The organism is Photobacterium salinisoli, assembly GCF_003614885.1.
In the GTDB taxonomy this organism is placed as follows: domain Bacteria; phylum Pseudomonadota; class Gammaproteobacteria; order Enterobacterales; family Vibrionaceae; genus Photobacterium; species Photobacterium salinisoli.
Window position 1 is genome coordinate 2,113,951 of the sequence record NZ_QZMS01000007.1, and the last position, 26,518, is coordinate 2,140,468.

A 26,518-nucleotide genomic window follows, 5' to 3' on the forward strand; every position below is an offset into this window, starting at 1 on the left:
CAGTTGCAAGAAGCTGCTGCATGTCGCGAATTTTTAATATGCCAAAAAGTGATGTTTGACACTCCTGAGCGTCAAGGATTCGACACTGATTACATTCATCAGGACAGAGCAATCTGCTAGCACGGAATCCAAATCACATTCCATCATGCCAAAATCACAATCTGAAATAAAATAACCACAAATACAACTGAATATATTCCATCAAAAAATCTCCTCCGCTCATAGCAATGAGTAACAATTCACTAACATCAGCCAATCGTGAATTTTTAGTCAAAACTTTAACTAGGCAGGCCTGAGTTTTAGCCTGAACTACAACTAAAGTCGGATTTAGTGATAGTAATTCACCCAACAGATCTGTAATATATTTTCATTGTGTGCATTATATAACCAGATTGCCATCCGTTAGGATGGCTTTCATGTCTTTAGCGTGTTGGCTTAGCCCGTACGACTGAGACCGGCTGCCTCCCTTCAGATAAGGCAGCCCTCCTGCGGCCAGTAACGGGCAAGATGCCCGCCTGACCAAGACATGCAGGTATATATAAAAATAAATAGGGAACCGCAGACGGAGGAACCGTCTGCTCTACACTGGAAGGATGTAGTTATGACAGATCAAGTGTTGAATGGTCAGGGGCTTTATGTCCCTGAAATGGAGCACGATGCCTGTGGTATCGGCTTTGTTGCCCATCTCAAGAACCGTAAGTCCCACCAGGTCATCACTCAGGCACTGGACATGCTGGCTCGAATGGAGCACAGGGGCGGTCAGGGTTGCGACCCTTGCAGTGGTGACGGTGCCGGTATCCTGCTGCAAAAACCCCATGAATTCCTGTTGCAGGAATGCCAGAGAATTGGCCTAACTCTGCCAGCCTTTGAGCAGTATGGCGTCGGGGTCATCCTGTTTCCGAAAGACGAAGACAAACGTGAGCAGTGCCGCGACATTCTGGCCCGCAACGCCCAGCGTCTGGGCCTGAGCGTGCTTGGCTACCGTGTACTGCCCACAGATAACAGCATGATAGGTGCCGATCCGCTCAGCACTGAGCCGCAATTTGAACACGCCTTCGTCACCGGCGGCAGCGATATGCCGCAGGAAGAACTGGAGCGCAAGCTGTATGTCCTGCGTAACTACACGGTTCGTGTCTGTCTGGAAAGCGTGACCAACATAGGTGACGATTTCTACATTAACGCCTTCTCCAGCAAAACCCTGGTGTACAAAGGCCAGCTCACAACAGAGCAGGTTCCTCAATATTTCCTGGATCTGCAAAACCCGGCCATGGTCAGTGCTCTGGCACTGGTTCACTCGCGTTTTTCCACCAACACCTTCCCAAGATGGCGTCTGGCTCAGCCTTTCCGTTACATTGCCCATAACGGTGAAATCAACACAGTGCGCGGCAACCTGAACTGGATGAAAGCCCGCGAGGCGCTGTTGCAGTCAGATCTGTTCAGCCAGGAAGAGCTGAACATGCTGCTGCCTATCTGCCAGGAAGGTGCATCGGACTCAGCCAATTTTGATATGGCTCTGGAGTTGCTGGTGCTGTCCGGCCGTAGCCTGCCACATGCGCTGATGATGCTGATCCCGGAAGCCTGGCAGGAAAATCCGGCCATGGATCCCAAACGCCGTGCGTTCTACCAGTATCACGCCAACCTGATGGAGCCCTGGGATGGCCCGGCATCTGTCTGTTTCACTGACGGCGTGCAAGTGGGTGCGACTCTGGACCGTAATGGCCTACGCCCGTCTCGCTACACAGTGACCAAAGACGATTTCCTGGTCATGGCCTCAGAATCCGGTGTAGTCAATATCGCCCCTGAGAATGTCCATTTCCGTGGTCGTTTGCAGCCCGGACGCATTTTTGTTGCAGACCTGGAGCAAGGCCGCATCGTCTCTGACGACGAAGTCAAAGACAGCATTGCCTCAGCCAAACCTTATGAAGACTGGGTGAAAAACAACCTGCTTCACCTTAGCGATCTGCCTGACGCCGATTACAGCCACAGCCAGCCTGACGCCGAAAAATTGCTGCATCAACAGCAGGCTTTTGGCATCAGCAATGAAGAAGTCAACGAAATCATTCTGCCAATGGCGGGCGACGGCAAAGAGCCACTGGGATCGATGGGGGCGGACTGGCCGCTGGCTATTCTGTCGCATCAGTCGCAGCATCTGTCCCATTACTTCAAGCAGCTGTTTGCTCAGGTGACCAACCCGCCGATCGACCCGATCCGCGAACGTATGGTGATGTCACTGAATACCTATCTGGGTGAAGATCAGAACCTGCTGAGTGAAGGCCCGTCGCACTGCCAGAAACTGGAGCTGAACTCGCCGGTACTGAGCGATGCCGAGCTGGAAAAACTGCGGGCTATCGACAAGCCCCACCTGCAGGCCAAAACCCTGGATATCGTATTTAAGGCCAGCGACGAAGCAGGCAAGCTGGAGCAGGCCCTGATTCATCTGTGCCAGCACGCTGAAGATGCGGTCAATGACAGCTACTCTATCCTGATCCTCAGCGACCGCGCAGTAAACTCGCAGCATGCCCATATTCCGGCCATGCTGGCGGTCGGGGCGGTACACCATCATTTGATCCGCAAAGGGCTGCGTGCCAAGTGCGATCTGGTGGTTGAAACGGCCGATGCCCGCGAAACCCACCATTTCGCCACCCTGATCGGCTACGGTGCCAACGCGATCAACCCGTACATAGTGACAGAAACCATTGTATCGCTGCAGCAACGTAACAAGCTGGACAAAGACGTCAGCGCTGACAAGTACTTCAGCAATTTCCGCAAAGCCGTTAACGGCGGCCTGTTGAAGATCTTCTCCAAAATGGGCATCTCGACCCTGCAGTCCTACCACGGTGCCCAAATCTTCGAAGCACTGGGGATCAGTAAAGCTGTGGTCGACAAATATTTCACCGGTACTGTGTCACGGATTCAGGGTCTGACCCTGGATGACATTGCCAAAGAAGTGTTGATCCGTCACCGCATCGGTTACCCGCTGCGTGATATCCCATTGCAAATGCTGGATGTCGGTGGTGTTTATCAGTGGAAACAGCGTGGCGAAAAACACCTGTTTAATCCGACCACGATTTCTCTGCTACAGCAATCCACCCGTGGCAAAGACTACAATCAGTTCAAGCAATACTGTCACGCCGTCGACAGCCAGGGTGACCACGCCGCCACTCTGCGCAGTCAGCTTCAGTTTGCTGTTGATACCAGCCGCAGCATCCCGCTGGATCAAGTCGAACCGGCCGAAAACATTCTCAAACGTTTTGCCACAGGTGCGATGAGCTTCGGCTCTATCTCCCATGAAGCGCACTCTACCCTGGCGGTGGCGATGAACCGTATCGGCGCCAAGTCTAACTCAGGCGAAGGTGGTGAAGACCCGGCCCGTTTTGAGAAGAAAGAAAACGGCGACTGGGAACGCTCTGCCATCAAGCAGGTCGCGTCTGGCCGCTTTGGGGTGACGTCCTATTACCTGACCAACGCTGATGAGCTGCAAATTAAGATGGCACAGGGTGCCAAGCCAGGTGAAGGAGGTCAGCTACCGGGTGACAAAGTAGACGACTGGATCGGTGCGACACGACACTCCACCCCAGGGGTTGGCCTGATTTCGCCACCGCCACACCACGATATTTACTCTATCGAGGATCTGGCGCAGCTGATTTATGACCTGAAAAACGCCAACCGTAAAAGCCGGGTCAACGTCAAACTGGTGTCTGAAGCCGGTGTCGGCACCATAGCTTCGGGTGTCGCCAAAGCCAAAGCTGACGTTGTTTTGATCGCCGGTTTCGACGGCGGTACCGGTGCGTCTCCGATTTCTTCTATTCGTCATACGGGCCTGCCGTGGGAGCTGGGTCTGGCAGAAACACACCAGACACTGCTGAAAAACGGCCTGCGCAACCGTATCGTGGTACAAAGTGACGGCCAGATGAAAACCCCGCGTGACCTGGCTGTGGCCACCCTGCTGGGTGCGGAAGAATGGGGCGTCGCCACCGCGGCTCTGGTGGTGGAAGGTTGTATCATGATGCGTAAGTGTCATAAAAACACCTGCCCTGTTGGCATCGCCACACAAAACAAGACCTTGCGTGAACGTTTCGACGGCCGTGTCGAAGACGTGGTGACCTTCTTCCAGTACATGGCCGAAGGCCTGCGCGAAATCATGGCAGAGCTGGGCTTCCGTACCATCGATGAGATGGTCGGTCAGTCGCAGCACCTGAAAATCCGCGACAACATAGGTCATTGGAAATACAAAAATCTGGATCTCAGCCCAGTGCTGCACATTGAGCCGGCCCGTGAGGCCGACGGTGTCTACAACCAGTGCAGCCAGAACCACCATCTGGATGCCGTGCTTGACCGTCAGCTGATTGCTGCGGCTCAGCCTGCACTGGAGCGCGGTGAAGCGGTCAATGCTGAGTTCCCGATCACCAACATAGATCGCAGCGTCGGCACTATGCTGTCGAACGAGATCTCCAAAGTCTACAAAGATCAGGGCCTGCCGCAACCTATGCAGGTTAAGTTCAAAGGCTCTGCCGGCCAGAGTCTGGGGGCTTTCCTGGCAAAAGGCGTGCGCTTTGAAGTGGAAGGCGATGCCAATGACTACTGGGGCAAAGGCCTGTCCGGTGGTCAGTTGGTACTCTATCCGGATGCCAAGTCTGACTTGATTGCCGAAGATAATATTATTGTCGGTAACGTCTGCTTCTACGGTGCCACATCGGGTGAATCTTTCATCCGTGGTAAAGCCGGTGAACGTTTCTGTGTCCGTAACTCAGGTGCCCGCGTGGTGGTTGAAGGTGTGGGTGATCACGGCTGCGAATACATGACAGGCGGCGTAGCGATTATTCTCGGTCAGACAGGTCGCAACTTCGCAGCAGGTATGAGCGGCGGTGTGGCGTATGTCTGGGATCAGTTCAACGACTTTGAAAGCAAACTCAACCCTGAGCTGGTGGATCTGGATCCGCTGGACAGCGAAGACGTCGCGCTGCTCAAAGACATGCTGACCCGACATCAGCAACTGACCGGCAGTACGGTGGCTGAAACCTTCCTCAGCAACATTGAGGAAAACCTCAAGCACATCGTCAAAGTGATGCCACGCGACTACAAAGCCGTGCTGCAAAAACGCAAAGCAGCGGCAGAAGCACAGGACAAGGAAGCATTGGAGGTGAGCCATGGGTAAGGCAACCGGATTTCTCGAGCACGGCCGTGAGCTGCCGTCAAAAATTGCCCCTGAAGTACGTATTCAGGACAACAAAGAGTTCGTTCTGAATGACGAGTTCGGCAGCAAAATTGGCACACAGGCTTCACGTTGCATGGATTGTGGCGTGCCTTTCTGTCACAACGGCTGCCCAATCGGCAATATCATCCCTGAGTTTAACGATGCCGTGTACCGCGATAGCTGGGAAGAAGCCTGGCATATCCTGAGCTCGACCAATAATTTCCCGGAATTCACAGGGCGCGTGTGCCCTGCTCCGTGTGAGAGCTCATGTGTACTGGGGATCAACCAAGATCCCATCACCATCTGCAACATAGAGAAGACAATTGTTGAAACAGCATACCGTGAAGGCTACGCAAAGCCGAAGACCCCGCGCAGCCGCACAGGCAAAAGCGTGGCGATTATCGGCTCCGGTCCGTCAGGCCTGGCAGCCGCAGAGCAGCTTAACAGCGCCGGCCATACAGTCACAGTGTACGAGCGCGACGAGAAAATAGGCGGTCTGCTGCGCTTTGGTATTCCGGATTTCAAACTCAGCATGAGTGTGATTGACCGTAAACTGGATATGATGGAACAGGCGGGGATCAAATTTGTCGTCAATGCCCATATTGGTGTGGATATCGATGCCCGCGAATTGCGCAAGCAGCACGATGTGGTCCTGCTGACCGGCGGTTCCACTGTGCCTCGTAACCTGCCAATTACTGGGCGTGATCTGAAAGGCGTCCATTTTGCAATGGAGTTTCTGAGCCAGAATAACCGCCGCGCCAACAACATGGACCTGAAAACAGCAGAAATCCATGCTGCAGGTAAACATGTTGTGGTGATTGGCGGCGGTGATACCGGCTCTGACTGTGTGGGCACCTCTAACCGGCACGGTGCGGCCAGCATTACTCAGGTCGAAATCATGCCGATGCCGCCTGAGAAGCGTCCGGCTAACCAGCCTTGGCCGGCCTATCCAATGATCATGCGTACCTCTACTTCCCATGAAGAAGGTTGTGAGCGTCACTGGAATATCCTGACCAAAGAATTCATCGGCAATGAAGACGGTCAGGTAACGGCACTGCGTATTGCGGATATCCGCTGGAATGAAGCCAAACCCGGCGAGCGCCCTGGTTTCGAAGAAGTTCCGGGATCTGAGCGCATCATCCCGTGTGACCTGGCCTTTTTGGCAATGGGTTTTCTCCATCCGGAACCGCAGGGTGTGCTGGCTCAGCTCAATATCGGTCTGGATGATCGCGGTAATGTCGCTACTCAGGGATTTGCCACCAACCAGCCAGGCGTATTTGCTGCGGGTGATATGCGAACCGGGCAGTCACTTGTCGTGCGATGCATCAACGAAGGCCGTGAATGTGCCCGTGAAATTGATGCTTACCTGATGGGTGATTCTAAGTTAGAAGCGAAAGACCATTCACTTATGCTATCAGAATCCTGATCAACCTGGATTTTATACTAAATTTTAAAGCCAGCCCCCAGGAGCTGGCTTTTTTATTTAAAATTAATCAGTGTTTTATCCTTTTTAACACTGACTTTGCCTTCAAATAACAATCAGTTCGTTTTAGCGTAAAAAAGTCTCATTTCCGACACTTTCAATTGTAAACAAAATATTTCAAAAAAATAATAAATCACTATAAATCATACAGATAAATAGTTGACTTTGAATAATCCAGAATTTATGACCAGAATTAAAGAAAATTTGACCTTTTTGTAATTTGCCGTTAGTTTGAAAGTCCGCTGGACGCGAGAGTGACAATCAGGGAGATTGTCATAATTATGCAGTAACCCTGCTCAGTGGAGCAGGCGCAAGGGAGAGTTGCAATGACACTGTATGACCCAAAGCTGGAAAAAGATAACTGTGGTTTCGGTCTTATCGCCCATACAGAAGGCGAAGCCAGCCACAAGTTGGTCCGTACCGCAATATCGGCCTTGGATCGTATGACACACCGAGGCGGCATCGCTGCTGATGGCAAGACCGGTGATGGCTGCGGCCTGTTAATGAAAAAGCCGGACAGCTTTTACCAGCTGGTTGCCAAAGAGCTGGGCTGGGCACTGGCCCGCGAATACGCCGTTGGTATGCTGTTTCTGAGCCAGGATCCTGTTCTGGCTGAAAAAGCCCGCACGATCATCCAGGAAGAATTAAGCAAAGAGACACTGTCTATTGCTGGCTGGCGAGATGTGCCGGTCAATCCGCAAGTCCTTGGCCCAATAGCAAAAGATTCCCTGCCGGCTATCGCTCAGGTATTTATTAATGCCCCTGCTGGCTGGAAACCAAGGGATGTCGATCGTCGCCTTTATATTGCCCGTCGCCGTATTGAGCAACGCATCCAAGACGATCCTGATTTCTATATCTGTAGCTTGTCTACCCAGGTCATCGTCTACAAAGGCCTGTGTATGCCAGCCGATCTGCCTAAGTTTTATAAAGACTTAGGTGACTTGCGTCTGGAATCCTCTATCTGTCTGTTCCACCAGCGTTTTTCAACCAATACACAACCTCGCTGGCCACTGGCTCAGCCGTTCCGTTATCTGGCGCACAATGGTGAAATCAACACCATAGCCGGTAACCGCCAGTGGGCACGTGCACGGGCGTATAAGTTCGCCTCCCCGCTGCTGCCTGATCTGGCAACCGCCGCGCCCTTTGTTAACGAAACCGGTTCTGACTCCTCCAGCCTGGATAACATGCTGGAACTGTTCCTGGCGGGTGGCATGGACTTGTTCCGTGCCATGCGCATGCTGGTGCCGCCGGCATGGCAAAACCACCCGGACATGGATCCGAAACTGCGTGCATTCTACGACTTTAACTCCATGCACATGGAGCCGTGGGACGGCCCGGCCGGTATCGTAATGTCAGACGGCCGCTATGCCGCCTGTAACCTCGACCGTAACGGTCTGCGCCCTGCGCGTTTTGTCATTACTAAAGATAAACTGATCACCCTGGCATCCGAAGTGGGTATCTGGGATTACGCGCCGGATGAAGTGGCGCAAAAAGGCCGGGTCGGCCCTGGTGAACTGCTGGTCATCGATACCAAACTTGGCAAAATCTGGCATTCCGCCGACATTGATAACGACCTGATGGGGCGCCACCCTTATAAAGAGTGGCTCGATACCCATGTTCGCCGCCTGGTACCGTTTGAAGAAATGGGTGATGATCAGGTCGGCAGCCGGGAAATGTCGCCGGAAGAGCTCAATACTTACCAGAAACTCTTTGCGGTTAACCGTGAAGAGCTGGATCAGGTCATGCGCGTGATCGGTGAAAACGGTCAGGAAGCCACTGGCTCTATGGGTGATGATGCCCCTATGGCCGTGCTGTCTTCCAAAGAGCGTCTGGTGTCTGACTATTTCCGTCAGATGTTCGCACAGGTCACGAACCCGCCTATCGATCCGTTGCGTGAAAAACACGTGATGTCACTGGCAACCTGTATCGGCCGTGAAATGAACGTGTTTAACGAAACTGACGGCCATGCTCACCGTGTGGCGTTCAAGTCACCTATCCTGCTGTACTCAGATATGGTGCAGTTGTTGGGGCTGGACAACCAGCACTACCGTAACAGCATTATCGACATTAACTTCGATCCGAACGAGAAAGATCTCAAGCAGGCCCTTGTCGATCTTTGTGATCAGGTCGAACGCCTGGTGCGCGGTGGAACCGTGCTGGTTGTGCTGTCTGACCGGGGTATCAGTGCCGATAAGCTGCCGATCCCGGCTGCGATGGCCGTGGGTGCCGTGCAGGCACGTCTGGTGACCGCCAACCTGCGTTGTGATGCCAACATCATAGTGGAAACCGCCACTGCCCGTGACCCCCACCAGTTTGCAGTGTTGCTGGGCTTTGGGGCCACAGCGGTTTATCCGTATCTGGCTTACGAGTCACTGGCACAGCAGATTGACAGCGGTGCTATCAACAAGCCCTACCGCGAGGTCATGCTGAACTTCCGTAACGGTATCGACAAAGGTCTGTATAAGATCATGTCGAAAATGGGGATTTCCACAGTCGCCTCTTACCGTTGTTCGCAGCTGTTTGAAGCCGTTGGTCTGCATTCTGATGTGGTGGAATTGTGCTTTAAGGGCGTGTCGAGCCGTATTGAAGGCGCTAACTTTGATGACTTCCAGCAAGACTTGTTCAACCTGTCACGTAAAGCTTTTGTGAAGCGTAAGCAGATTGATCACGGTGGTTTGCTGAAATTTGTCCACGGCGGCGAATTCCACGCTTACAACCCGGATGTCGTCACCACACTGCAAAAAGCCGTTAAATCCGGCGAGTACGAAGATTATCTCGCCTTTGCTAAAGTGGTGAACGAACGTCCGGCGGCGACGCTGCGTGACTTACTGAAGCTGAAAGAATCAACCAACCCGATTGACATGGCCAACGTAGAAGCCGCTACCGAACTGTACAAACGCTTCGACTCAGCGGCCATGTCTATCGGCGCTCTGAGTCCGGAGGCCCATGAAGCTCTGGCCATTGCCATGAACCGTCTCGGTGGTTTCTCCAACTCAGGGGAAGGGGGCGAGGATCCACGTCGCTTCGGCAACGAACGTAACTCTCGGATCAAACAAGTCGCTTCCGGCCGCTTCGGTGTTACCCCTCACTATCTGGTCAATGCCGATGTACTGCAAATCAAAGTGGCACAAGGGGCGAAACCCGGTGAAGGCGGCCAGTTGCCCGGCCATAAAGTCACCACTGAAATCGCCAAACTGCGTTATGCCGTGCCGGGCGTCACCCTGATTTCACCGCCGCCGCACCATGACATTTACTCGATTGAGGACTTGGCGCAGCTGATTTTCGATCTCAAACAAGTCAACCCGAAAGCCCTGGTATCGGTCAAACTGGTGTCTGAACCCGGCGTCGGCACAATCGCGACCGGTGTCGCTAAGGCCTATGCCGATTTGATCACTATTTCAGGCTATGACGGCGGTACAGGCGCCAGCCCGCTGACGTCGGTGAAATACGCCGGTAGCCCGTGGGAGCTGGGTCTGGCGGAAACGCAGCAGGCACTGGTGGCCAATGGCTTGCGTCATAAAATCCGCCTGCAGGTGGATGGCGGCCTGAAAACCGGACTGGACGTAGTGAAAGCGGCCATTCTGGGTGCGGAAAGCTTCGGTTTCGGTACCGCGCCTATGGTGGCACTGGGTTGTAAATACCTGCGTATCTGCCATCTCAATAACTGTGCAACCGGTGTCGCGACACAGGACGACACCCTGCGCCGCGATTTCTTCAAAGGCTTGCCAGAACAGGTCATGAACTACTTTGTTGGCCTGGGTGAAGAAGTACGTACCTTGCTGGCGAAACTGGGTGTTGAAAAGCTGACCGACCTGATCGGACGCACCGATCTGCTGGAAATGGTCGATGGCTTTACCGCCAAGCAGAGCAAGCTGGATCTGAGCGGGCTGTTGCATGCGCCAACGCCGGTTGAAGGCAAAACACTGTACTGCAGCGAGCCGAACACACCGTTTGATACCGGTGTGCTGAACCAGAAACTGGTCGACCAAGCCCTGCCTGCGGTAGAGGCACAGAGTGGCGCCGATATCTATCTGGATATCCGCAACACAGACCGTTCATTCGGTGCCCGCTTGTCCGGTGAGATCGCGCAGCGCTACGGCAATCAGGGCATGGCAGCCAATCCTATCAATGTGCACCTGTCTGGTACCGCAGGTCAGTCATTCGGCGTATGGAATGCCGGTGGCCTGAACCTGTATCTGACCGGTGATGCCAACGACTATGTCGGTAAAGGCATGACAGGTGGTGTGATTACTATCCGGCCACCTGTCGGATCGGCGTTCAAATCGCATGAATCCACCATCATAGGCAACACCTGCCTGTACGGCGCAACCGGCGGTAAGCTGTTTGCCGCCGGTTGCGCCGGTGAGCGCTTTGCGGTACGTAACTCAGGCACTATTGCCGTTGTCGAAGGCGCTGGCGACAACGCCTGTGAATACATGACAGGCGGTATTGTGGCGATTCTTGGCCACACAGGCGTCAACTTTGGCGCAGGTATGACAGGCGGCTTTGCCTATATTCTGGATGAAGTCGGCGATTTCGCCGGCCGGGTCAACCCTGAACTGATCGAGGCCCTGCCACTGCAGGAGCTCACGATTCATCAGGAACACCTGCGTGGTCTTATCGACCGCCACCTGGAAGAAACCGGCTCAAGCCGTGCACAGGAAATTCTGGCCAACTTTGATCAGTGGATCCCGAAATTCTTCCTGGCTAAACCGAAGTCGGCAGACGTGAACACGCTGCTGGGTCACCAAAGCCGCTCAGCCGCTGAACTCCGCGTTCAGGCACAATAAGGGAGGGAATCCAATGAGCCAGAACATTTACCAATTTATCGATGTTGAACGTGTCGATCCGCCGAAGAAGCCGATTGAAGTCCGGAAGATTGAGTTCGTCGAAATCTACGAACCTTTTACTCAGCAGCAAGCCAGCGCTCAGTCTGATCGCTGCCTTGACTGTGGCAACCCCTACTGTGAGTGGAAGTGTCCGGTACACAACTATATCCCGCAGTGGCTGAGTCTGGCCAATGAAGGGCGGATTCTGGAAGCCGTTGAACTGTCTCACCAGACCAACACCCTGCCGGAAGTCTGTGGCCGGGTATGCCCTCAGGATCGTCTGTGTGAAGGTGCCTGTACGCTCAATGATGATTTCGGGGCTGTGACTATCGGTAACGTCGAAAAATACATTACCGACAAAGCATTCGAAATGGGCTGGAAACCGGACATGTCCGGCGTTGAATGGACAGACAAGAAAGTCGCCATTATCGGTGCCGGTCCTGCCGGCCTGTCCTGCGCCGACATTCTGGTCCGTAACGGGGTGAAACCTGTGGTGTTTGACCGTTACCCGGAAATTGGCGGTCTGCTGACCTTCGGGATCCCGTCGTTCAAGCTGGAAAAAGAGGTGATGATCAACCGTCGCCGGATCTTTACCGAGATGGGTGTGGAGTTCCGCCTCAATACAGAAGTCGGCACCGATGTGCAGCTTCAGGATCTGATCAACGAATATGATGCGGTTTTCCTGGGAGTCGGTACTTATAAGTACATGCGTGCCGGGCTGGAAAATGAAAACGCAACCGGCGTTTACGATGCCCTGCCTTTCCTGATTTCCAACACTTATAAGGTAATGAATCTGGAAGACAATGCCCCTGAGTATATCGACATGGCAGGTAAACGCGTGGTGGTCTTAGGTGGTGGTGACACCGCGATGGACTGCGTACGAACCTCCATACGTCAGGGTGCCAGTGATGTTGTCTGCGCCTACCGCCGCGATGAAGCCAACATGCCGGGTTCGCGCCGTGAAGTAAAAAATGCCCGCGAGGAAGGGGTGAACTTCATGTTCAACCTTCAGCCTTTGGGTGTGGTCGTTAACGGTAACGGTCAGGTTACAGGGGTAAAAGTGGTGCAAACCGCGCTGGGCGAGCCCGATGAAGCCGGTCGTCGCCGCCCTGAGCCAGTTGCTGGCAGCGAGCATGTGCTGGAGGCCGATGCAGTGATCATGGCCTTTGGTTTCCAGCCCCATGCCATGCCCTGGCTGGACACTTTTGATGTGGCACTGGATCAGTGGGGCCGCATTCAAACCAGCGGCGAGCATGCCTTCCAGACCACCAACAGCAAAATCTTTGCCGGTGGTGACGCGGTACGCGGCTCGGATCTGGTGGTCACCGCCATCGATGAAGGCCGTCGCGCCGCCGATGGTATTCTGGGCTACCTGGGTTTGTAATCCCAGCCAGTCAGGTCTGTTATACCAATACGGTCTGTGGATGAATCTATTCAGCAGGCCTGGTCAAGCGAGCGGCTCTCCCCCGCTCGCTTTTTTCTTTCAGTTTCCCTGGCGTTCTGCCGCCTTTTCTTTAGGCTTTCCCACACTGTCTGGCATTGTTACAATCGCATCCAATCACCGTAAGGTTCACTTTAAGAAAGAGATAACATAAATGAAAATCGGCATTATTGGTGCAATGGAACAGGAAGTCGTGATCCTGAAAAACCAGCTCGACAACTGTACTGCTTTGCAAAAAGGTGGCTGCACCTTTTATACCGGCACCCTCAATGGGGCGGAAGTTGTCTTGCTTCAGTCCGGTATCGGTAAAGTCGCGGCCGCCGTGGGTACTGCCATTTTGCTGGAAATTTTCGAGCCGGATCTGGTCGTCAATACAGGTTCAGCCGGTGGCTTTGACAGCAGCCTGAATGTCGGTGATGTGGTTATCTCTACCGAAGTGCGTTACCACGATGCCGATGTCACCGCCTTTGGTTATGAGATAGGCCAGATGGCGCAGCAACCTGCCGCTTTCCAGTCTGACGAAAAACTGATGCAGGTTGCAGAGCAAGCTTTGGCTCAGCTGGATGAAACCACCCACGCAGTGCGCGGCTTGATTTGCACTGGCGATGCATTCGTGTGCAGCGCAGAACAGCAGCAACGCATACGGACTCACTTCCCACAGGTAATCGCAGTTGAAATGGAAGCCGCAGCCATCGCGCAGGCCTGCCATCAGTTCAAGGTACCTTTTGTCGTCGTGCGGGCTATCTCAGACGTGGCAGATAAAGAATCGCCGATGAGTTTCGAAGAATTTCTGCCGCTGGCGGCAAAAAGTTCTTCCGCCATGGTGGTTAAAATGGCGGAGCTGCTTAACCGCTAATGAACGATTTGCTTGTGCTCCTCAGTCAACATCCAACCCTGCTGGCGATGTGGGGAGCGCTGGCATTACACTGGCTGCTGCCCATTCCAGCCAGCATCCATCCTTTGCTGAGCTGGCAACAGATTGCCATTCAGCTGGCGGCCAGAGTGAACAAAGCCACAGATACACCGCGCCAGCGGATATTATCCGGTGCGCTGGCCTGGTCACTGATGTGGATGACAATTCTGATCCTGTTAATTGCCTTCTATCAGCTGGTCTGGATAGACAGTCTGTTTCATCTGGTGTTGCTGTGGATAGCACTGGGCTGGCGTGACAGCCGTCGCTTCAGCCAGCATTTTATTCAAGCCTACAGCCGGGAAGATAAGGCCAGTTGCAAAGCACAGCTCTCTGTCGCGCTTAACCGAAACACTGACACGCTGTCACTGCTTGGCCTGGGTAAAGCCTGTGCCGAAACCCAGTTGCTGAGTTATGGCCGCCAGGTGGCTGCCGTTCTGTTCTGGTACGCGGTGGCAGGCGGCTTTGGCGCCATCCTCTACCGCCTGGCTGTCAGCCTGGCGCGTTGCTGGTCTCCCAGTCGCAAGCAATATCAGTACTTTGGACTGCCTGCGGTACGTATTCTGGCCTCACTGGATATTGTCCCACTGCGTCTGCTGGCCGTGGCTATCAGTGTGGGCAAGAACAGCCGTGACGCTTTTCGCGGCTTGCGTGAGCAAGGTGAAAACTGGCAATTACCCGGCCCGGGCTGGCTGCTCACCGCCACCGGCCATAAGCTGCAGCTGGCCTTAGGTGGTCCGGCTATCTATGATGCCAGCAAGCTGGAACGTCCGCGGCTCGGTGGGCGCATTGCACCTGCGGCCCTGCATTTATCGCAAATAGATCGTTTGCTGCAACAGCGGTTATGGATCTGGGTGGCACTGCAAAGTGTGTTCATGTTTCTGATGGGAAGCCTATTGTGAATCTGTGCCGACCGTTCGTTTTTGCCTTGCTGCTCCCTTTGACATTCATCGTCACTCGAGTATACGCCCAAGAAGCACAGGCCACTGACAGCAAGCCTCAGCGTATTATCAGTCTTGCGCCGCACACCACTGAGCTGGCCTATGCCGCCGGACTGGGCAGCAAACTTATCGCTGCCAGCGATTACAGCGACTACCCGCCGCCAGCCCTGGCACTGGAGCGGGTCGCGAATTACCGGGGCATCAAGCTGGAACGCATCCTGGCCCTGAAGCCTGATCTCGTGCTGGCCTGGCAAGGCGGCAACCCACCCAGAGAAATGGCAAAACTGGAACAGTTGGGCATCCGGATCTTTTATTCTCATCCCACCACGCTCAATGCCATTGCGGACAGCCTGGAAACGCTCGGCACTTTTGCCGACGATCCGAGCATAGCCATTCAGGCCGCTTCGGATTTCCGTCAGACCATGACGAAGCTGAATCAGCAATACGGGCATAAAAAACCGGTACGCTACTTTTACCAGCTGGGCATCTCGCCGCTCATGAGCATGTCCGGCGATAACTGGCCCAGCCAGATTTTCGCACTCTGCGGCGGCGAAAATATTTTTGCCGACAGTCCAGTGGCATACCCGCAGGTGTCGAAAGAGCAAGTGATAGTCCGCCGCCCCGAGGCGATATTCACCCCCCATGGCAGTGCGGGCCCGGATGCCAACGCCTTCAGTCTCTGGTTGCCCTGGCGCGAACAATTGCCCGCCGTCCGGGATCAGCATCTCTATCAGACTCAGGCCGATTGGCTGAACCGGCCCACCCCCAGAGCCTTGCTGGCCGCTCAAGAAATTTGTAAGCAACTGGATGAAGTGCGCAAAAATCACCAACGATAGGATGTGAATAAGCTCACAAAGACAAAGTTATCGGTTGTGTGCGTTACATTTCACCGTACAATCTCAGCGCTTTTTAGCTCGGCCCCTTCAGTCAGGGTGGCGCGGTTTTTAATCACTGGTTGTGTGCAGGGACACTATGCTGATTTACACGCTTGATATGTTTGGCACCGCTGTATTTGCCATTTCCGGCATTTTACTGGCGGGCCGGTTAAGGATGGACCCGTTTGGGGTCGTGGTGCTGGCCTGTGTCACTGCCATCGGTGGTGGAACTATCCGCGATATGGCGCTGGGTGCAACGCCGGTATTCTGGATCACAGACACCAATTACCTGTGGGTGATTTTTGCAACCTGTCTGCTGGCTATGCTGGCGATCCAGAACCCCCGTAAAATGCCCTGGTATTTCCTGCCGGTTGCCGATGCCATTGGTCTGGCCGTTTTCGTCGCCATTGGGGTGGAAAAAGCCCTGCGTTTTGGTGCTTCACCTATGGTGGCCGTGATTATGGGTGTGATCACAGGTTGCGGCGGCGGAGTGATCCGTGACGTACTGGCCCGTGAAGTCCCTATGGTCTTAAGAACCGAAGTGTATGCCACTGCCTGTATTCTGGGCGGTATTGTCCACACAGTGGGACTGCATTTTGGACTGGAAACCGCGGCCGCCAGTCTGTGCGGTATTGCAACGACCCTGTCAATTCGGCTGGCGGCCATCCGCTGGCACCTGTCACTGCCGACTTTCTCACTGAGAAACAGTTAGCGGACTTAACTGGTAGGGCGGCGCTTGCGGATCAATTTCAGCAGCAACGCCAGCCCTACAATCACAGCTAAGATCCATAAAGCATACTGATGACGCTGGAAAAACAGGCCCGCCTGTCCGATTTCTTCATAAAAATAAGCCGGCCCATAGCCGAAGACCAGCAACCAGATCCCCACCGCCAGGGTGTTGCCTGTCAGAAAAAGGGGCCAGGGCATCTGAGCGAGGCCACAGCCTAAGCAGATGACTTGTTTCATCCCTTCCAGAAAACGGCTCAGGATCAAACCAATCACACCATATTTATCAATAAAAGCATGCACTTTGATTAAGGAGGCAGGCTTAGTCCATCCTCGCCGCTCAACAAACCGGGCCAGCATAGATCCCAGCACATAGCCTGCTGTATTTCCTAACCAGCTGGCCGTTCCCGCCACCAGCAATACAGACGGCAAAGACAGCGCACCGCTCGCTGCAAGATAACTGGCCACGATCAGCAGAGACTGGCCGGGAGCCGGTACCCCGAGTCCTTCAATGGCAACCGCCAGTGCCAGCACTAAGTAACCGTATTGCTCGATCAGTGGTGATAATTCCTGCACCAGTTCCTGCATGAACTTCTCCTCGGTGGGATTACTTTGATGCTATACCCAAACACAGTTGTAAGAAAGTTTCTCCCACACATAAATAAACAAAAAACTTTACTTAACTAGATTTCATACTAATATGTAAACAAAATGATTTACTAATAAGAACACCGCTAAAGCCAGGAGGCACCATGAAACCCTACGTTGAACATGCCAACCTCACCGTCCGCCAGTTGGAAAGCACCATAGCATTTCTGCAAACCGCTATTCCGGACTTCTCAGTTCGCCATCAGGGGCAGCAACCCACACACCGCTGGTGTCATATCGGTACAGAAGACACTTATCTGGCGCTGCAGGAAGTGGTTGCTCGCGATCAGATCGATCGCACGCCTTACCGGGATCTGGGGATCAACCATATCGGTCTGGTGGTTGACGACGTAATGCAGGTACGTGAGCGGCTGCTCAGTGCCGGTTACCGGGAAAATGAGCTGGAAACCAGTCACCCCTGGCGCCAGCGGATCTACTTTTATGACAGGGACGGTATTGAATGGGAGTTCACCCAGTATCTGAGTAACGACCCGTTGCAGCGCAATGATTACGCCCTTTAACCCTCAGGACAGGAGATCATAAAATGTATGCGCCCATCCCCTCCGAATGTCTGGCTTTGATTGACAAGGGATTGCAATTTGACCCCATCTACGGGCCTGAGTTGTCGAATCATTTGCCCATGGCACTGGTCGCTCTGGCGCGTTGCGGGGCCAGTCCATTACAACTGCAGCATTTTTATCAGACATACACAGCGCAACTGCAGCCAATCCGTCGGGAAAACCCAATGCAGGAAACAGTGCCTGAACTGGGCATGCGCGACAGTTTCACGGTATTTTACCCGCAATTTCGCCAGCAAATCGCGGCACAGGGTGTCGTCTCTGTGCTACAGCAATGGCTTCCTGTGCTGCTGCCTGGCCTTGCCAGCAGCGCGTTTCACGGGTTGATCCGCCTGAGCTATGCCGTAGAAACGGGCGAACCCAATGAAATTGCCGTTTCACTTGCCTACTGGGCCAGTGAGTATCAGGCCTTAGGTGAACTGCATTTCACCGATCAGTATCAGGCTGAAACTCAGCTCGAACAAGCGTACGAGGCTTTCAGAGATTATGCGTTTCAGCCTGGCATCATAGTTGATCGCGTTAATGAAGTGGTTCATCAATCTGCTTATCGGTCCATCGCCGCTGTGCCTGACGATCTCACAGAAGCGGATATTGCCCGCCTCACCATTGGCGCTTATCTGGCAAGTAACGACTTTACCCTGCTGCACGGGGTCACCGGCTTTGATGCCTTACTGCAACTCATGCCTTTCCTGCCGGATCGTCGGCTGGCACTGGCCTACTACTGGCAGGCGTATGTTGCAGCTTTCTGCTCCACGCAGAATCGTCCGTTCCCGAACCAATCGCAGCCAAACGACATTGAGCCGGACTGGGTAGGCTGGTTTAGCAAAGTTGCCACCTTGTCGGACGATCACAGTATCAAGCTGACTTACAGCTGCAGCCGCCTGTATCAGACGTTTCAGTTCAACGACTATCTGTCGGCCATTCAAATGCGCTTGGCCACCCACGAAGAATAATGAAGGAACAATCGATGAAAACAATTGCTCTGGTTTACTATTCCGGCTCAGGCGCAACCCACCAGATGGCCGAGGCGATCGCACAGGGTGCCAAAACACAGCCCGGTATTCAGGTGATACGCTACCGCATTACCGGTGAAGATATTGAGCACGGCCGTTTCAGCGACCCGGATCTTTTTACCAGCCTGCAACAGGCCGATGCCATTGTCTTTGGCAGTCCGACCTATATGGGTGGCCCGGCCGCCCAGTTCAAGGCGTTTGCCGATGCCAGCAGCGACAGCTGGAGCGGACAAGGCTGGCGTAACAAGCTGGCCGCCGGATTTACCGTCGGCGGCAGTCTGGGTGGCGAGCAGGACAGCACCCTGAATTATCTGTTCGTGCTGGCCATGCAGCATGGCATGTTGTGGGTCGGGATGGATATGCCCAACGGCTATGACGACAAAAGCATCAATCCGATGGGCCGCCAGTTGGGCGCCAGTGGTCACACCCCGACCGGACAACTCAGTCACGCCGACCTGAAAACCGCAGACCATCTCGGCCAGCGGGTGGCGGCACTTCTGCAAACCCAGTCGGCAATCATCAGCGCGCCTGTGCCGTCTCTGGCCTGACAGGCACAAAAAAGGCGCCGTAATGGCGCCTTCTCTCAGGGATGGCAAAGGGTTATTTCAGGGTAATACGGGCAAACTTGCGCTTACCGACCTGATATACCGCAGTGCCTGCGGACAGCTCGAGCTTGGTATCGTCCACTTTATCGCCGTCAATTTTTACCGCGCCCTGGCGGATCATCCGCAATGCGTCAGAGGTCGAATTGACCAGCTCGGCATCTTTGAGCAGGTTAGCGATCGCCACCCCGGCTGCAAATTCAAACTCAGGCATTTCATCCGGCATCGCCCCTTTCTGGAAACGGTTGATGAAATCCTGCTCTGCCGCATCAGCATCCGCTTCAGAGTGGAAGCGGGCAATGATTTCCTTCGCCAGCAGAATTTTCACATCGCGCGGGTTACGGCCATTCGCCATTTCCTGCTTGAGCTGCTCAATCTCTTCCAGCGGACGGAAGGACAACAGTTCATAGTAATTCCACATCAGCTCATCAGAAATCGACATAATTTTGCCGAACATCTCAGTCGGCGCTTCAGCCACACCAATGTAGTTATGGGCAGATTTGGACATCTTCTTCACGCCGTCCAGCCCCACCAACAGCGGCATGGTCAGCACTACCTGAGGTTTCTGGCCTTCCGCCTTCTGCAACTCACGGCCCATCAGCAGGTTAAACTTCTGATCCGTTCCGCCCAGCTCTACATCAGTGTTCATTGCCACCGAGTCATAGCCTTGCAGCAACGGATACATGAATTCATGAATAGCAATTGGACGACCTTCGTTGTAACGCTTTTTGAAGTCATCACGCTCCAGCATGCGAGCAACCGTCTGACTGGCAGCCAGGCGGATCATGCCTTCGGCGCCCAACTCAGACAACCAGGTAGAATTGAATTCAATTTTGGTTTTGGCCGGGTCGAGAATCTTGAAAACCTGCTCTTTATAGGTTTCGGCATTGCGCAGTACATCTTCACGGGTCAGGGGAGGACGTGTGGTGTTCTTACCGGTAGGATCACCCACCATACCGGTGAAATCACCAATCAGGAAAGTGACTTCGTGGCCCAGTTCCTGGAAGGTACGCAGCTTATTAAGGATGACAGTGTGGCCCAGATGAATGTCCGGCGCTGTCGGATCCGCCCCCAGTTTGATTCGCAGAGGACGATTTTCCTTCAGTTTGGCAATCAACTCTTCTTCCGGGATCAGTTCGTCGACCCCGCGCTTAATTTCCGCTAACGCATGCTCAATGCTGGCCATTCCTGTTCACTCCCACAAAATTGGCATAAATATGATAAAGGGCAATATTACTTGAATAGCGATGTTTTTTGAAACCAGTTAGACTTAGCCTTGTCTTATTTTTCTCTTATGCGCAAAAATCATCAAAATAATTATCAAATGCTAATATCAAAATTTTCTCGTTTGCCAAGGATACATCAGATTCTCATCACCATTATCAGTGCGGTGACTGTACTGCTGATCCTGCTGCCGGGCGCAGAAGAGATGGAGAAGCCTGAGCAAAAGTTTGAAATCGGCAAACTCTATCCGCTCGACATCAAGGTTGACGGGCCTCAGCTGCAGGCAGCCGGCATCACTCCCCCTTTATTACCGCCCCCGCTGACCTGGACGGAGCATGTGATCAAGCCAGGTGAAAGTCTGGCGCTGGTATTTGATAAGGTCGGCCTCAGCCCGGCCACACTGTACCGCCTGATCAATGCGGATGAAGGCACCAAATCTCTGATCACATTACGCCCAGGCGACAAACTGCGGTTCGGACTGGACGACAAAAAAGATCTGATTCAGTTAATTCAGCCAATCAATGCCACAGAGACCCTCTACATCACACGCAAGGGTGATACCTTCCATTCCAGAACTGAAATCAAAAAGGTCGATACCCAGCTCAATTTTGCCCAGGCGGTGATCACCTCCAGCTTCTGGAACGCCGCCGCGGATGCCGGTCTGACGCCGAACCAAATCATGGAGATCGCCGGTATTTTTGGCTGGGATATCGACTTTGCCCTGGATATCCGTGAAGGCGATACCTTTTCTGTCTTGTTTGAAGAACGCTATGTCGAAGGCGAGCCGATTGGTCGCGGTAACATTCTGGCCGCCACCTTCTCCAACCTGGGCCAGACCTTCACTGCCGTCAGAAACAGTATTGATGGTAAGTATTACGATCCGGATGGCCGGGCGATGCAAAAAGCCTTCCTGCGCTCACCGGTGAACTTCCGTTATGTCAGCTCCAACTTCAACCCGCGCCGTCTGCACCCGGTGACCGGTCAGGTCAAAGCACACCGCGGCACCGATTATGTCGCCCCGGTAGGAACGCCTATCTGGTCGGCCGGTGACGGTGTGGTGATGAAATCCGGCTACAATCAGTTTAACGGTAATTACGTCTTTATCCGCCACAGCTCTACCTATGTCACCAAGTATCTGCACCTGAGCAAGCGCCTGGTCAAAACCGGCCAGCGAGTTAAACAGGGGCAGACAATCGGTAAACTGGGCAGCAGTGGCCGGGTAACCGGGGCTCATCTGCATTATGAGTTTCTGGTTAACGGGGTACATAAGAACCCCAGAACTGTTTCTCTGCCTCAGTCTGATTCGCTCAAAGGTAAAGACAAAGCTGCCTTCAAGCAGCAGGCCAGCGAGCGTTTGGCTCAGCTAACTCAACTGCGACAATTACTGGCCACCAATAACAATGCCAGTTTAATACCGTCAAGAAGCTGATTTTCAGATAAAAAAGAGCAAACAAAAAAGCCGTCACCTAAAGTGACGGCTTTTTTTGCATCAGGTGTAACGGCTCTTTACACGCTAAAGGATGCACCGCAGCCACAAGTGGTGGTGGCATTCGGGTTATTGACAAAGAAACGGGAGCCTTCCAGCCCTTCGGTATAATCCACTGTGCCGCCAATGAGATACTGCAGACTCATAGGGTCAACCACCAGGGTCACGCCGCTGTTCTCAATCGTCATATCACCTTCGTTGACTTTCTCGTCAAAGGTAAAACCATACTGGAAGCCACTGCAGCCACCACCTGTGATATACACACGCAATTTCAGCTCAGGGTTTTCCTCTTCCGCTATCAGCGCTTTCACCTTATTCGCTGCAACATCCGAAAAGTTCAGCGGGAAACTGGCATCGCTCATTAGCAACCTCTCAATTCATCTTCATGTTGGTCAACTGACCTTTGAAACGATTATCTAATACCTGACTGCTGCGTTCAAGTATTGACCACAAACGCTTCGTATAAGTGTGCAGATCAATAAAAATGCCCTCTCGCCATTGAATTCGCATTTACGTACAATAGCGCCCTTATCACCAAGGATTACAGGAAAGAACCATGAGCAAATCGGCTGAATTATTTGCCAAAGCACAACACACCATTCCTGGCGGGGTCAACTCTCCGGTCCGCGCATTTGCTGGCGTGGGCGGCGATCCGCTGTTTATTGAGCGTGCCGACGGTGCCTATATTTTTGATGCCGATGGCAGAGCTTACATCGACTATGTCGGCTCCTGGGGACCTATGATCCTTGGCCACAACCATGTCGCCATCCGCGACGCGGTGATCGATGCCGCCCGTCAGGGTCTGAGCTTCGGTGCACCTACCGAGATGGAAATCACCATGGCGGAACTGGTCTCCAAGCTGGTGCCATCCATGGAAATGGTGCGCATGGTCAGCTCTGGCACAGAAGCCACCATGAGCGCCATTCGTCTGGCCCGTGGTTTCACCGGCCGCGACAAAATCATCAAATTCGAAGGCTGCTACCACGGCCATGCTGACTGCCTGCTGGTAAAAGCCGGTTCCGGCGCTCTGACCTTAGGCCAGCCAAGCTCGCCGGGTGTTCCGGCCGATTTTGCCAAGCACACGCTCACTTGCACCTTCAACAGCCTGGAATCCGTGCGTGAAGCCTTTGCTGAACACCCAGAGCAAATTGCCTGCATTATAGTGGAACCTGTGGCTGGCAACATGAACTGCATTCCACCTGTACCGGGTTTCCTGCAGGGGCTGCGTGAGATCTGCGACGAGTTTGGTGCCCTGCTGATTCTGGATGAAGTGATGACAGGTTTCCGTGTCGCCCACGGCGGCGCTCAGGCTTACTACGACGTCAAACCGGATCTGACGACTCTGGGTAAAATCCTAGGCGGCGGTATGCCTGTCGGCGCGTTCGGCGGCCGCCGTGAGGTCATGCAGTATATTGCGCCAACCGGCCCTGTGTATCAGGCCGGTACGCTGTCGGGTAACCCGGTTGCCATGGCTGCCGGTTATGCTTGCCTGACAATCCTGACTCAGGAAGGCAATGAAAGACGTCTGGCGCAAACCACGCAGCGTCTGGCAGAAGGCTTTCAGGCGCTGGCTGACAAATACGGTATCCCGCTGGTCACTAACCAGGTCGGTGCTATGTTCGGTTTCTTCTTTACCGATCAGGAAAACGTGCACAGCTACCAGGATGTTGCTCGCTGTGATGTGGAACGATTCAAACGTTTCTTCAATCTGATGCTGCAAAAAGGCGTATATCTGGCGCCTTCGGCATTCGAAGCCTGCTTTACGTCTCTGGCGCACGGCGAGAAAGAAATCAACGCTACGCTGGAAGCGGCAGAATACGCGTTTGCCACCCTGGCGCAAGAAGCACAATAACGCTCAGCTTATTCTGATTCAGCAAGGGCAGGAAAAATCCTGCCCTTTTCTTTGCCTGCCCTTTACACTTTCAGCTGTCTGCCTCTTTTTCTGACTTAAACATCGGTGTGTTCAGAACAGATGTCACTGAAATATCAAAGAAACACTCGCAGAGAGCATTGCCAGCACCTCAACCTGATGCAATGATAAACAGATTGCAAATCTGCTGAAGGACAATCCCGTGCCAAAACCTTTTCAAGTCCAGTCAAGACACTGGATGCTCATGGCTGCGCTGGCAGTGGCCACCTATGCCAGTTACCGGTTGATTGAGCCATACCTCGGCCCAATCGTGATGGCCTTTATCATTTCTCTGCTGTTCTATCCGCTGCATGCCAGAATCGAAAACCGCTTAGGCAAGCCAAACCGCTCTGCCATTTTATCCTGCACCATACTGACTTTTATCATTGTCATTCCGGTGCTGATTGTCTTTGCCTCCATTGTTCAGCAAGGCTCCGCCTTTTCCAAAGACAGCTACGCCTGGCTGACAACAGGCGGTCCGAAAGAAGTGCTGTCACATCCTTATGCACAAACCGTGCTGCATACCATCAATAAATGGTCACCGTTTGAAAGTCTGGATGTGCAATCTATCGTACAAAAGCTGGCCTCGGCGGCCTCCAAGCTGGGAACGCAGTTATTGAATATCAGTGCCAAATTGCTGGGTGATGCGACTAACTTCGTGCTCAGCTTCCTGCTGATGTTATTTGTGCTCTTTTTTCTGTTGCGTGATCACGACAAAATCGTGGCCACCCTGCGTCATGTATTGCCTTTATCGCGCAGCCAGGAAGATGCCCTGCTGACAGAAGTCGAACAGGTGGCGAAATCCGCGGTCATGGGATCGTTTCTGACAGCGCTGGCACAGGGTGTCGCCGGGGGCTTTGCGATGTGGTTGGCCGGTTTCCCCGGGCTTTTCTGGGGCTCCATGATGGCCTTTGCCTCCTTCATTCCCGTGTTCGGTACGGCACTGATCTGGTTACCTGCTTCGTTGTATCTCTTGCTGATCGACCAATGGGAATGGGCGGTATTTCTGATCGCCTGGGGTATTATTGTGGTTGGTTCTATCGACAACTTCGTTCGTCCGCTGCTGATGCAGGGCAACTCGGGCATGAATACCTTGCTGATCTTCTTCTCTATTCTGGGCGGCCTGCATCTGTTTGGTCTGATTGGCCTGATTTACGGCCCTATCATTTTCGCGGTTACTCTAGTCTTGTTTAAACTCTATGAAACCGAGTTTAAAGACTTTCTCGACCAACAGGATCACAGCTAGTCATTCACTGGCAGCCGAATTCACGGCTGCCTTTCCATATGGCTGGAATTGTGGAACAATTCGCGCCCGGAATCCGAATCACCACAGAGGCTCTCATGTCTTCCAATGCGTCGACCTATAGTGCTGCCAGCCAGGTAGTTGCCCGTCAAATCGACTTTTTTACCGATCGCCATGTGCTGGTAGCCGGAGAACTGGACGATCTCTACCCGATAGAGCTGGCGGCCGTGGCCAGTAGCGTCCGAGTCTTCACCACCCACTATGGCCAGCACCTCAGCCTGAGCCGTTCCAGTAAGATCACCAGCCATTTCGGCGCGGAGCTGTCCGCCGACGATGCGCGGGGTGTCGACATGATCCTGCTCTACTGGCCGAAAGCCAAAGCCGAAGCCGAGTATCTGCTGGCGATGCTGCTGGCGCACTGTGGCCCGGAAACCGAAATCTGCATTGTGGGCGAGAACCGAAGTGGTGTTCGCAGTGCCGAAAAAATGTTTGCCTCCTACGGCCCGCTCAACAAATACGACACGGCACGCCGGTGCAGTTTCTACTGGGGGCGCTGTCAGGATCAGGTGCCGGCATTCAAGCTTGAGGACTGGTTCCGCAGTTACACCCTGACTATCGGTGAGCACACACTCACTATTCGCTCTCTGCCGGGAGTGTTCAGCCTGGGTGAATTTGATCAGGGATCCCGCCTTCTGGTCGACAACCTGCCGGATCTGTCCGGACGTGTACTGGATTTTGGCTGCGGCGCTGGCGTTATAGGCGCGGTGATGAAAACCCGTTATCCGGATATCACGCTGGATCTGGCCGATATCAGTGCCCTGGCGATTGCTTCTGCCAGAGAGACTTTCCGTGTTAATCACCTTGAAGGCAGTTTTATTGCCACCGATGTCTACCATTCGCTGCCGGAACAATACAACTTTCTCATCAGCAATCCGCCCTTCCACGCCGGTTTGAAGACCTTTTACGCTGCCACAGAGCAGTTTATCGAACAGTCTCCGGCCCATCTGGCCGCTGACGGGGAGCTGATCATAGTTGCCAATAACTTTCTGCAATATCCCCCGCTGCTGGAACGTTGTCTGGGAAGCTATGATATTCGCGCCAGAAACAATAAGTTCTCAATTTATCACGCAAAAAAATAAGTCAGTTTGCCTGCCGTCTTTTAGGATGGCAGGCACTGAAATCTCCGCTCTATAGCAGCAAACTCCGTCAAATCCGTCAAAATTGTGTCATAGCACACGCTTCATCCATGACTTCCTTGATTGTAAAAAAAAACTCAGTATAAACGGTAACTCAGCTGCAAAAGCCCCGCGTAAACTGCCTGTTCGCCGTCAAAACGGCTGGCTGCGTTTTGGCAAAAATGCCAGTGAGCGCTTTTGATAGCATCACAGACAGATTTGTATCAGCAGATCAAAGGTC

Annotated in this window: 18 protein-coding genes; 15 read left to right on the forward strand and 3 right to left on the reverse strand. The window is 53.5% G+C overall.

What is annotated here, in order from left to right; all coding sequences use genetic code 11:
- Positions 1 to 601 precede the first annotated feature (601 nt).
- The 8 genes from gltB (D6M16_RS10165) (at position 602) to D6M16_RS10200 (ending at position 16,385) form a co-directional block, all read left to right on the forward strand.
- Positions 602 to 5,155 carry a glutamate synthase large subunit gene (gene gltB / locus D6M16_RS10165; RefSeq protein ID WP_162940969.1) on the forward strand — a complete coding sequence of 1,518 codons (4,554 nt, stop codon included), beginning with the start codon at positions 602 to 604 and terminating at the stop codon, positions 5,153 to 5,155.
- Complete coding sequence (locus D6M16_RS10170; protein ID WP_120511679.1) at positions 5,148 to 6,620, forward strand: glutamate synthase subunit beta; 1,473 nt, start codon at positions 5,148 to 5,150, stop codon at positions 6,618 to 6,620. The genes gltB (D6M16_RS10165) and D6M16_RS10170 overlap by 8 nt, the downstream gene beginning before the upstream one ends.
- 383 nt (positions 6,621 to 7,003) lie before the next feature.
- The gene (gene gltB / locus D6M16_RS10175) at positions 7,004 to 11,467 is read left to right on the forward strand and encodes a glutamate synthase large subunit (RefSeq protein WP_120511680.1); all 4,464 of its coding nucleotides are present in this window, start codon (positions 7,004 to 7,006) and stop codon (positions 11,465 to 11,467) included.
- Between the two features lie 13 nt (positions 11,468 to 11,480).
- Complete coding sequence (locus D6M16_RS10180) at positions 11,481 to 12,890, forward strand: FAD-dependent oxidoreductase (protein WP_120511681.1); 1,410 nt, start codon at positions 11,481 to 11,483, stop codon at positions 12,888 to 12,890.
- 211 nt (positions 12,891 to 13,101) lie between these two features.
- A complete protein-coding gene (gene mtnN / locus D6M16_RS10185) occupies positions 13,102 to 13,803 on the forward strand; it encodes a 5'-methylthioadenosine/S-adenosylhomocysteine nucleosidase (protein WP_120511682.1) in 702 nt (233 codons plus the stop codon).
- Positions 13,803 to 14,759 (forward strand): cobalamin biosynthesis family protein, encoded by a 957-nt coding sequence (locus D6M16_RS10190; RefSeq protein WP_120511683.1) that lies wholly within the window; start codon positions 13,803 to 13,805, stop codon positions 14,757 to 14,759. The genes mtnN and D6M16_RS10190 overlap by 1 nt, the downstream gene beginning before the upstream one ends.
- On the forward strand, positions 14,756 to 15,634 hold the full coding sequence (gene btuF / locus D6M16_RS10195) for a vitamin B12 ABC transporter substrate-binding protein BtuF (RefSeq protein ID WP_420812218.1): 879 nt from the start codon (positions 14,756 to 14,758) through the stop codon (positions 15,632 to 15,634). The genes D6M16_RS10190 and btuF overlap by 4 nt, the downstream gene beginning before the upstream one ends.
- A gap of 136 nt (positions 15,635 to 15,770) precedes the next feature.
- The gene (locus D6M16_RS10200) at positions 15,771 to 16,385 is read left to right on the forward strand and encodes a TRIC cation channel family protein (RefSeq protein ID WP_046219046.1); all 615 of its coding nucleotides are present in this window, start codon (positions 15,771 to 15,773) and stop codon (positions 16,383 to 16,385) included.
- A gap of 5 nt (positions 16,386 to 16,390) precedes the next feature.
- On the opposite strand, the gene D6M16_RS10205 is transcribed toward D6M16_RS10200, so the two are convergent.
- Positions 16,391 to 16,987: a DedA family protein gene (locus D6M16_RS10205; RefSeq protein ID WP_120511685.1), complete on the reverse strand. Its 597-nt coding sequence runs from the start codon at positions 16,985 to 16,987 to the stop codon at positions 16,391 to 16,393.
- A gap of 164 nt (positions 16,988 to 17,151) precedes the next feature.
- On the opposite strand from D6M16_RS10205, the gene D6M16_RS10210 reads away from it, so the two are divergent.
- Genes D6M16_RS10210 through D6M16_RS10220 form a run of 3 tightly spaced genes read left to right on the forward strand, consistent with a single transcriptional unit; the run spans position 17,152 to position 19,186 of the window.
- Positions 17,152 to 17,568, forward strand: coding sequence for a VOC family protein (locus D6M16_RS10210; protein ID WP_120511686.1), 417 nt, complete (start codon positions 17,152 to 17,154; stop codon positions 17,566 to 17,568).
- A gap of 23 nt (positions 17,569 to 17,591) precedes the next feature.
- Entirely contained in the window at positions 17,592 to 18,578 is a 987-nt protein-coding gene (locus D6M16_RS10215; RefSeq protein WP_120511687.1) for a questin oxidase family protein, read from the forward strand.
- A 14-nt stretch (positions 18,579 to 18,592) separates the two neighbouring features.
- A complete protein-coding gene (locus tag D6M16_RS10220) occupies positions 18,593 to 19,186 on the forward strand; it encodes a flavodoxin family protein (protein WP_120511688.1) in 594 nt (197 codons plus the stop codon).
- 52 nt (positions 19,187 to 19,238) lie between these two features.
- On the opposite strand, the gene tyrS is transcribed toward D6M16_RS10220, so the two are convergent.
- Positions 19,239 to 20,426: a tyrosine--tRNA ligase gene (tyrS, locus tag D6M16_RS10225; RefSeq protein WP_120511689.1), complete on the reverse strand. Its 1,188-nt coding sequence runs from the start codon at positions 20,424 to 20,426 to the stop codon at positions 19,239 to 19,241.
- 138 nt (positions 20,427 to 20,564) lie between these two features.
- On the opposite strand from tyrS, the gene D6M16_RS10230 reads away from it, so the two are divergent.
- Positions 20,565 to 21,893 (forward strand): peptidoglycan DD-metalloendopeptidase family protein, encoded by a 1,329-nt coding sequence (locus tag D6M16_RS10230; RefSeq protein WP_120511690.1) that lies wholly within the window; start codon positions 20,565 to 20,567, stop codon positions 21,891 to 21,893.
- A 77-nt stretch (positions 21,894 to 21,970) separates the two neighbouring features.
- On the opposite strand, the gene erpA is transcribed toward D6M16_RS10230, so the two are convergent.
- Positions 21,971 to 22,312, reverse strand: coding sequence for an iron-sulfur cluster insertion protein ErpA (gene erpA / locus D6M16_RS10235; RefSeq protein WP_120511691.1), 342 nt, complete (start codon positions 22,310 to 22,312; stop codon positions 21,971 to 21,973).
- A gap of 194 nt (positions 22,313 to 22,506) precedes the next feature.
- Here erpA and hemL point away from each other — a divergent pair, with 194 nt between their 5' ends.
- From hemL to rsmC, 3 genes are all read left to right on the forward strand, one after another.
- On the forward strand, positions 22,507 to 23,802 hold the full coding sequence (gene hemL, locus D6M16_RS10240) for a glutamate-1-semialdehyde 2,1-aminomutase (RefSeq protein WP_120511692.1): 1,296 nt from the start codon (positions 22,507 to 22,509) through the stop codon (positions 23,800 to 23,802).
- A gap of 220 nt (positions 23,803 to 24,022) precedes the next feature.
- A complete protein-coding gene (locus D6M16_RS10245) occupies positions 24,023 to 25,105 on the forward strand; it encodes an AI-2E family transporter (RefSeq protein ID WP_120511693.1) in 1,083 nt (360 codons plus the stop codon).
- Between the two features lie 95 nt (positions 25,106 to 25,200).
- Positions 25,201 to 26,241, forward strand: a complete 1,041-nt coding sequence (gene rsmC / locus D6M16_RS10250; protein WP_120511694.1) for a 16S rRNA (guanine(1207)-N(2))-methyltransferase RsmC — start codon at positions 25,201 to 25,203, stop codon at positions 26,239 to 26,241.
- Positions 26,242 to 26,518 lie beyond the last annotated feature (277 nt).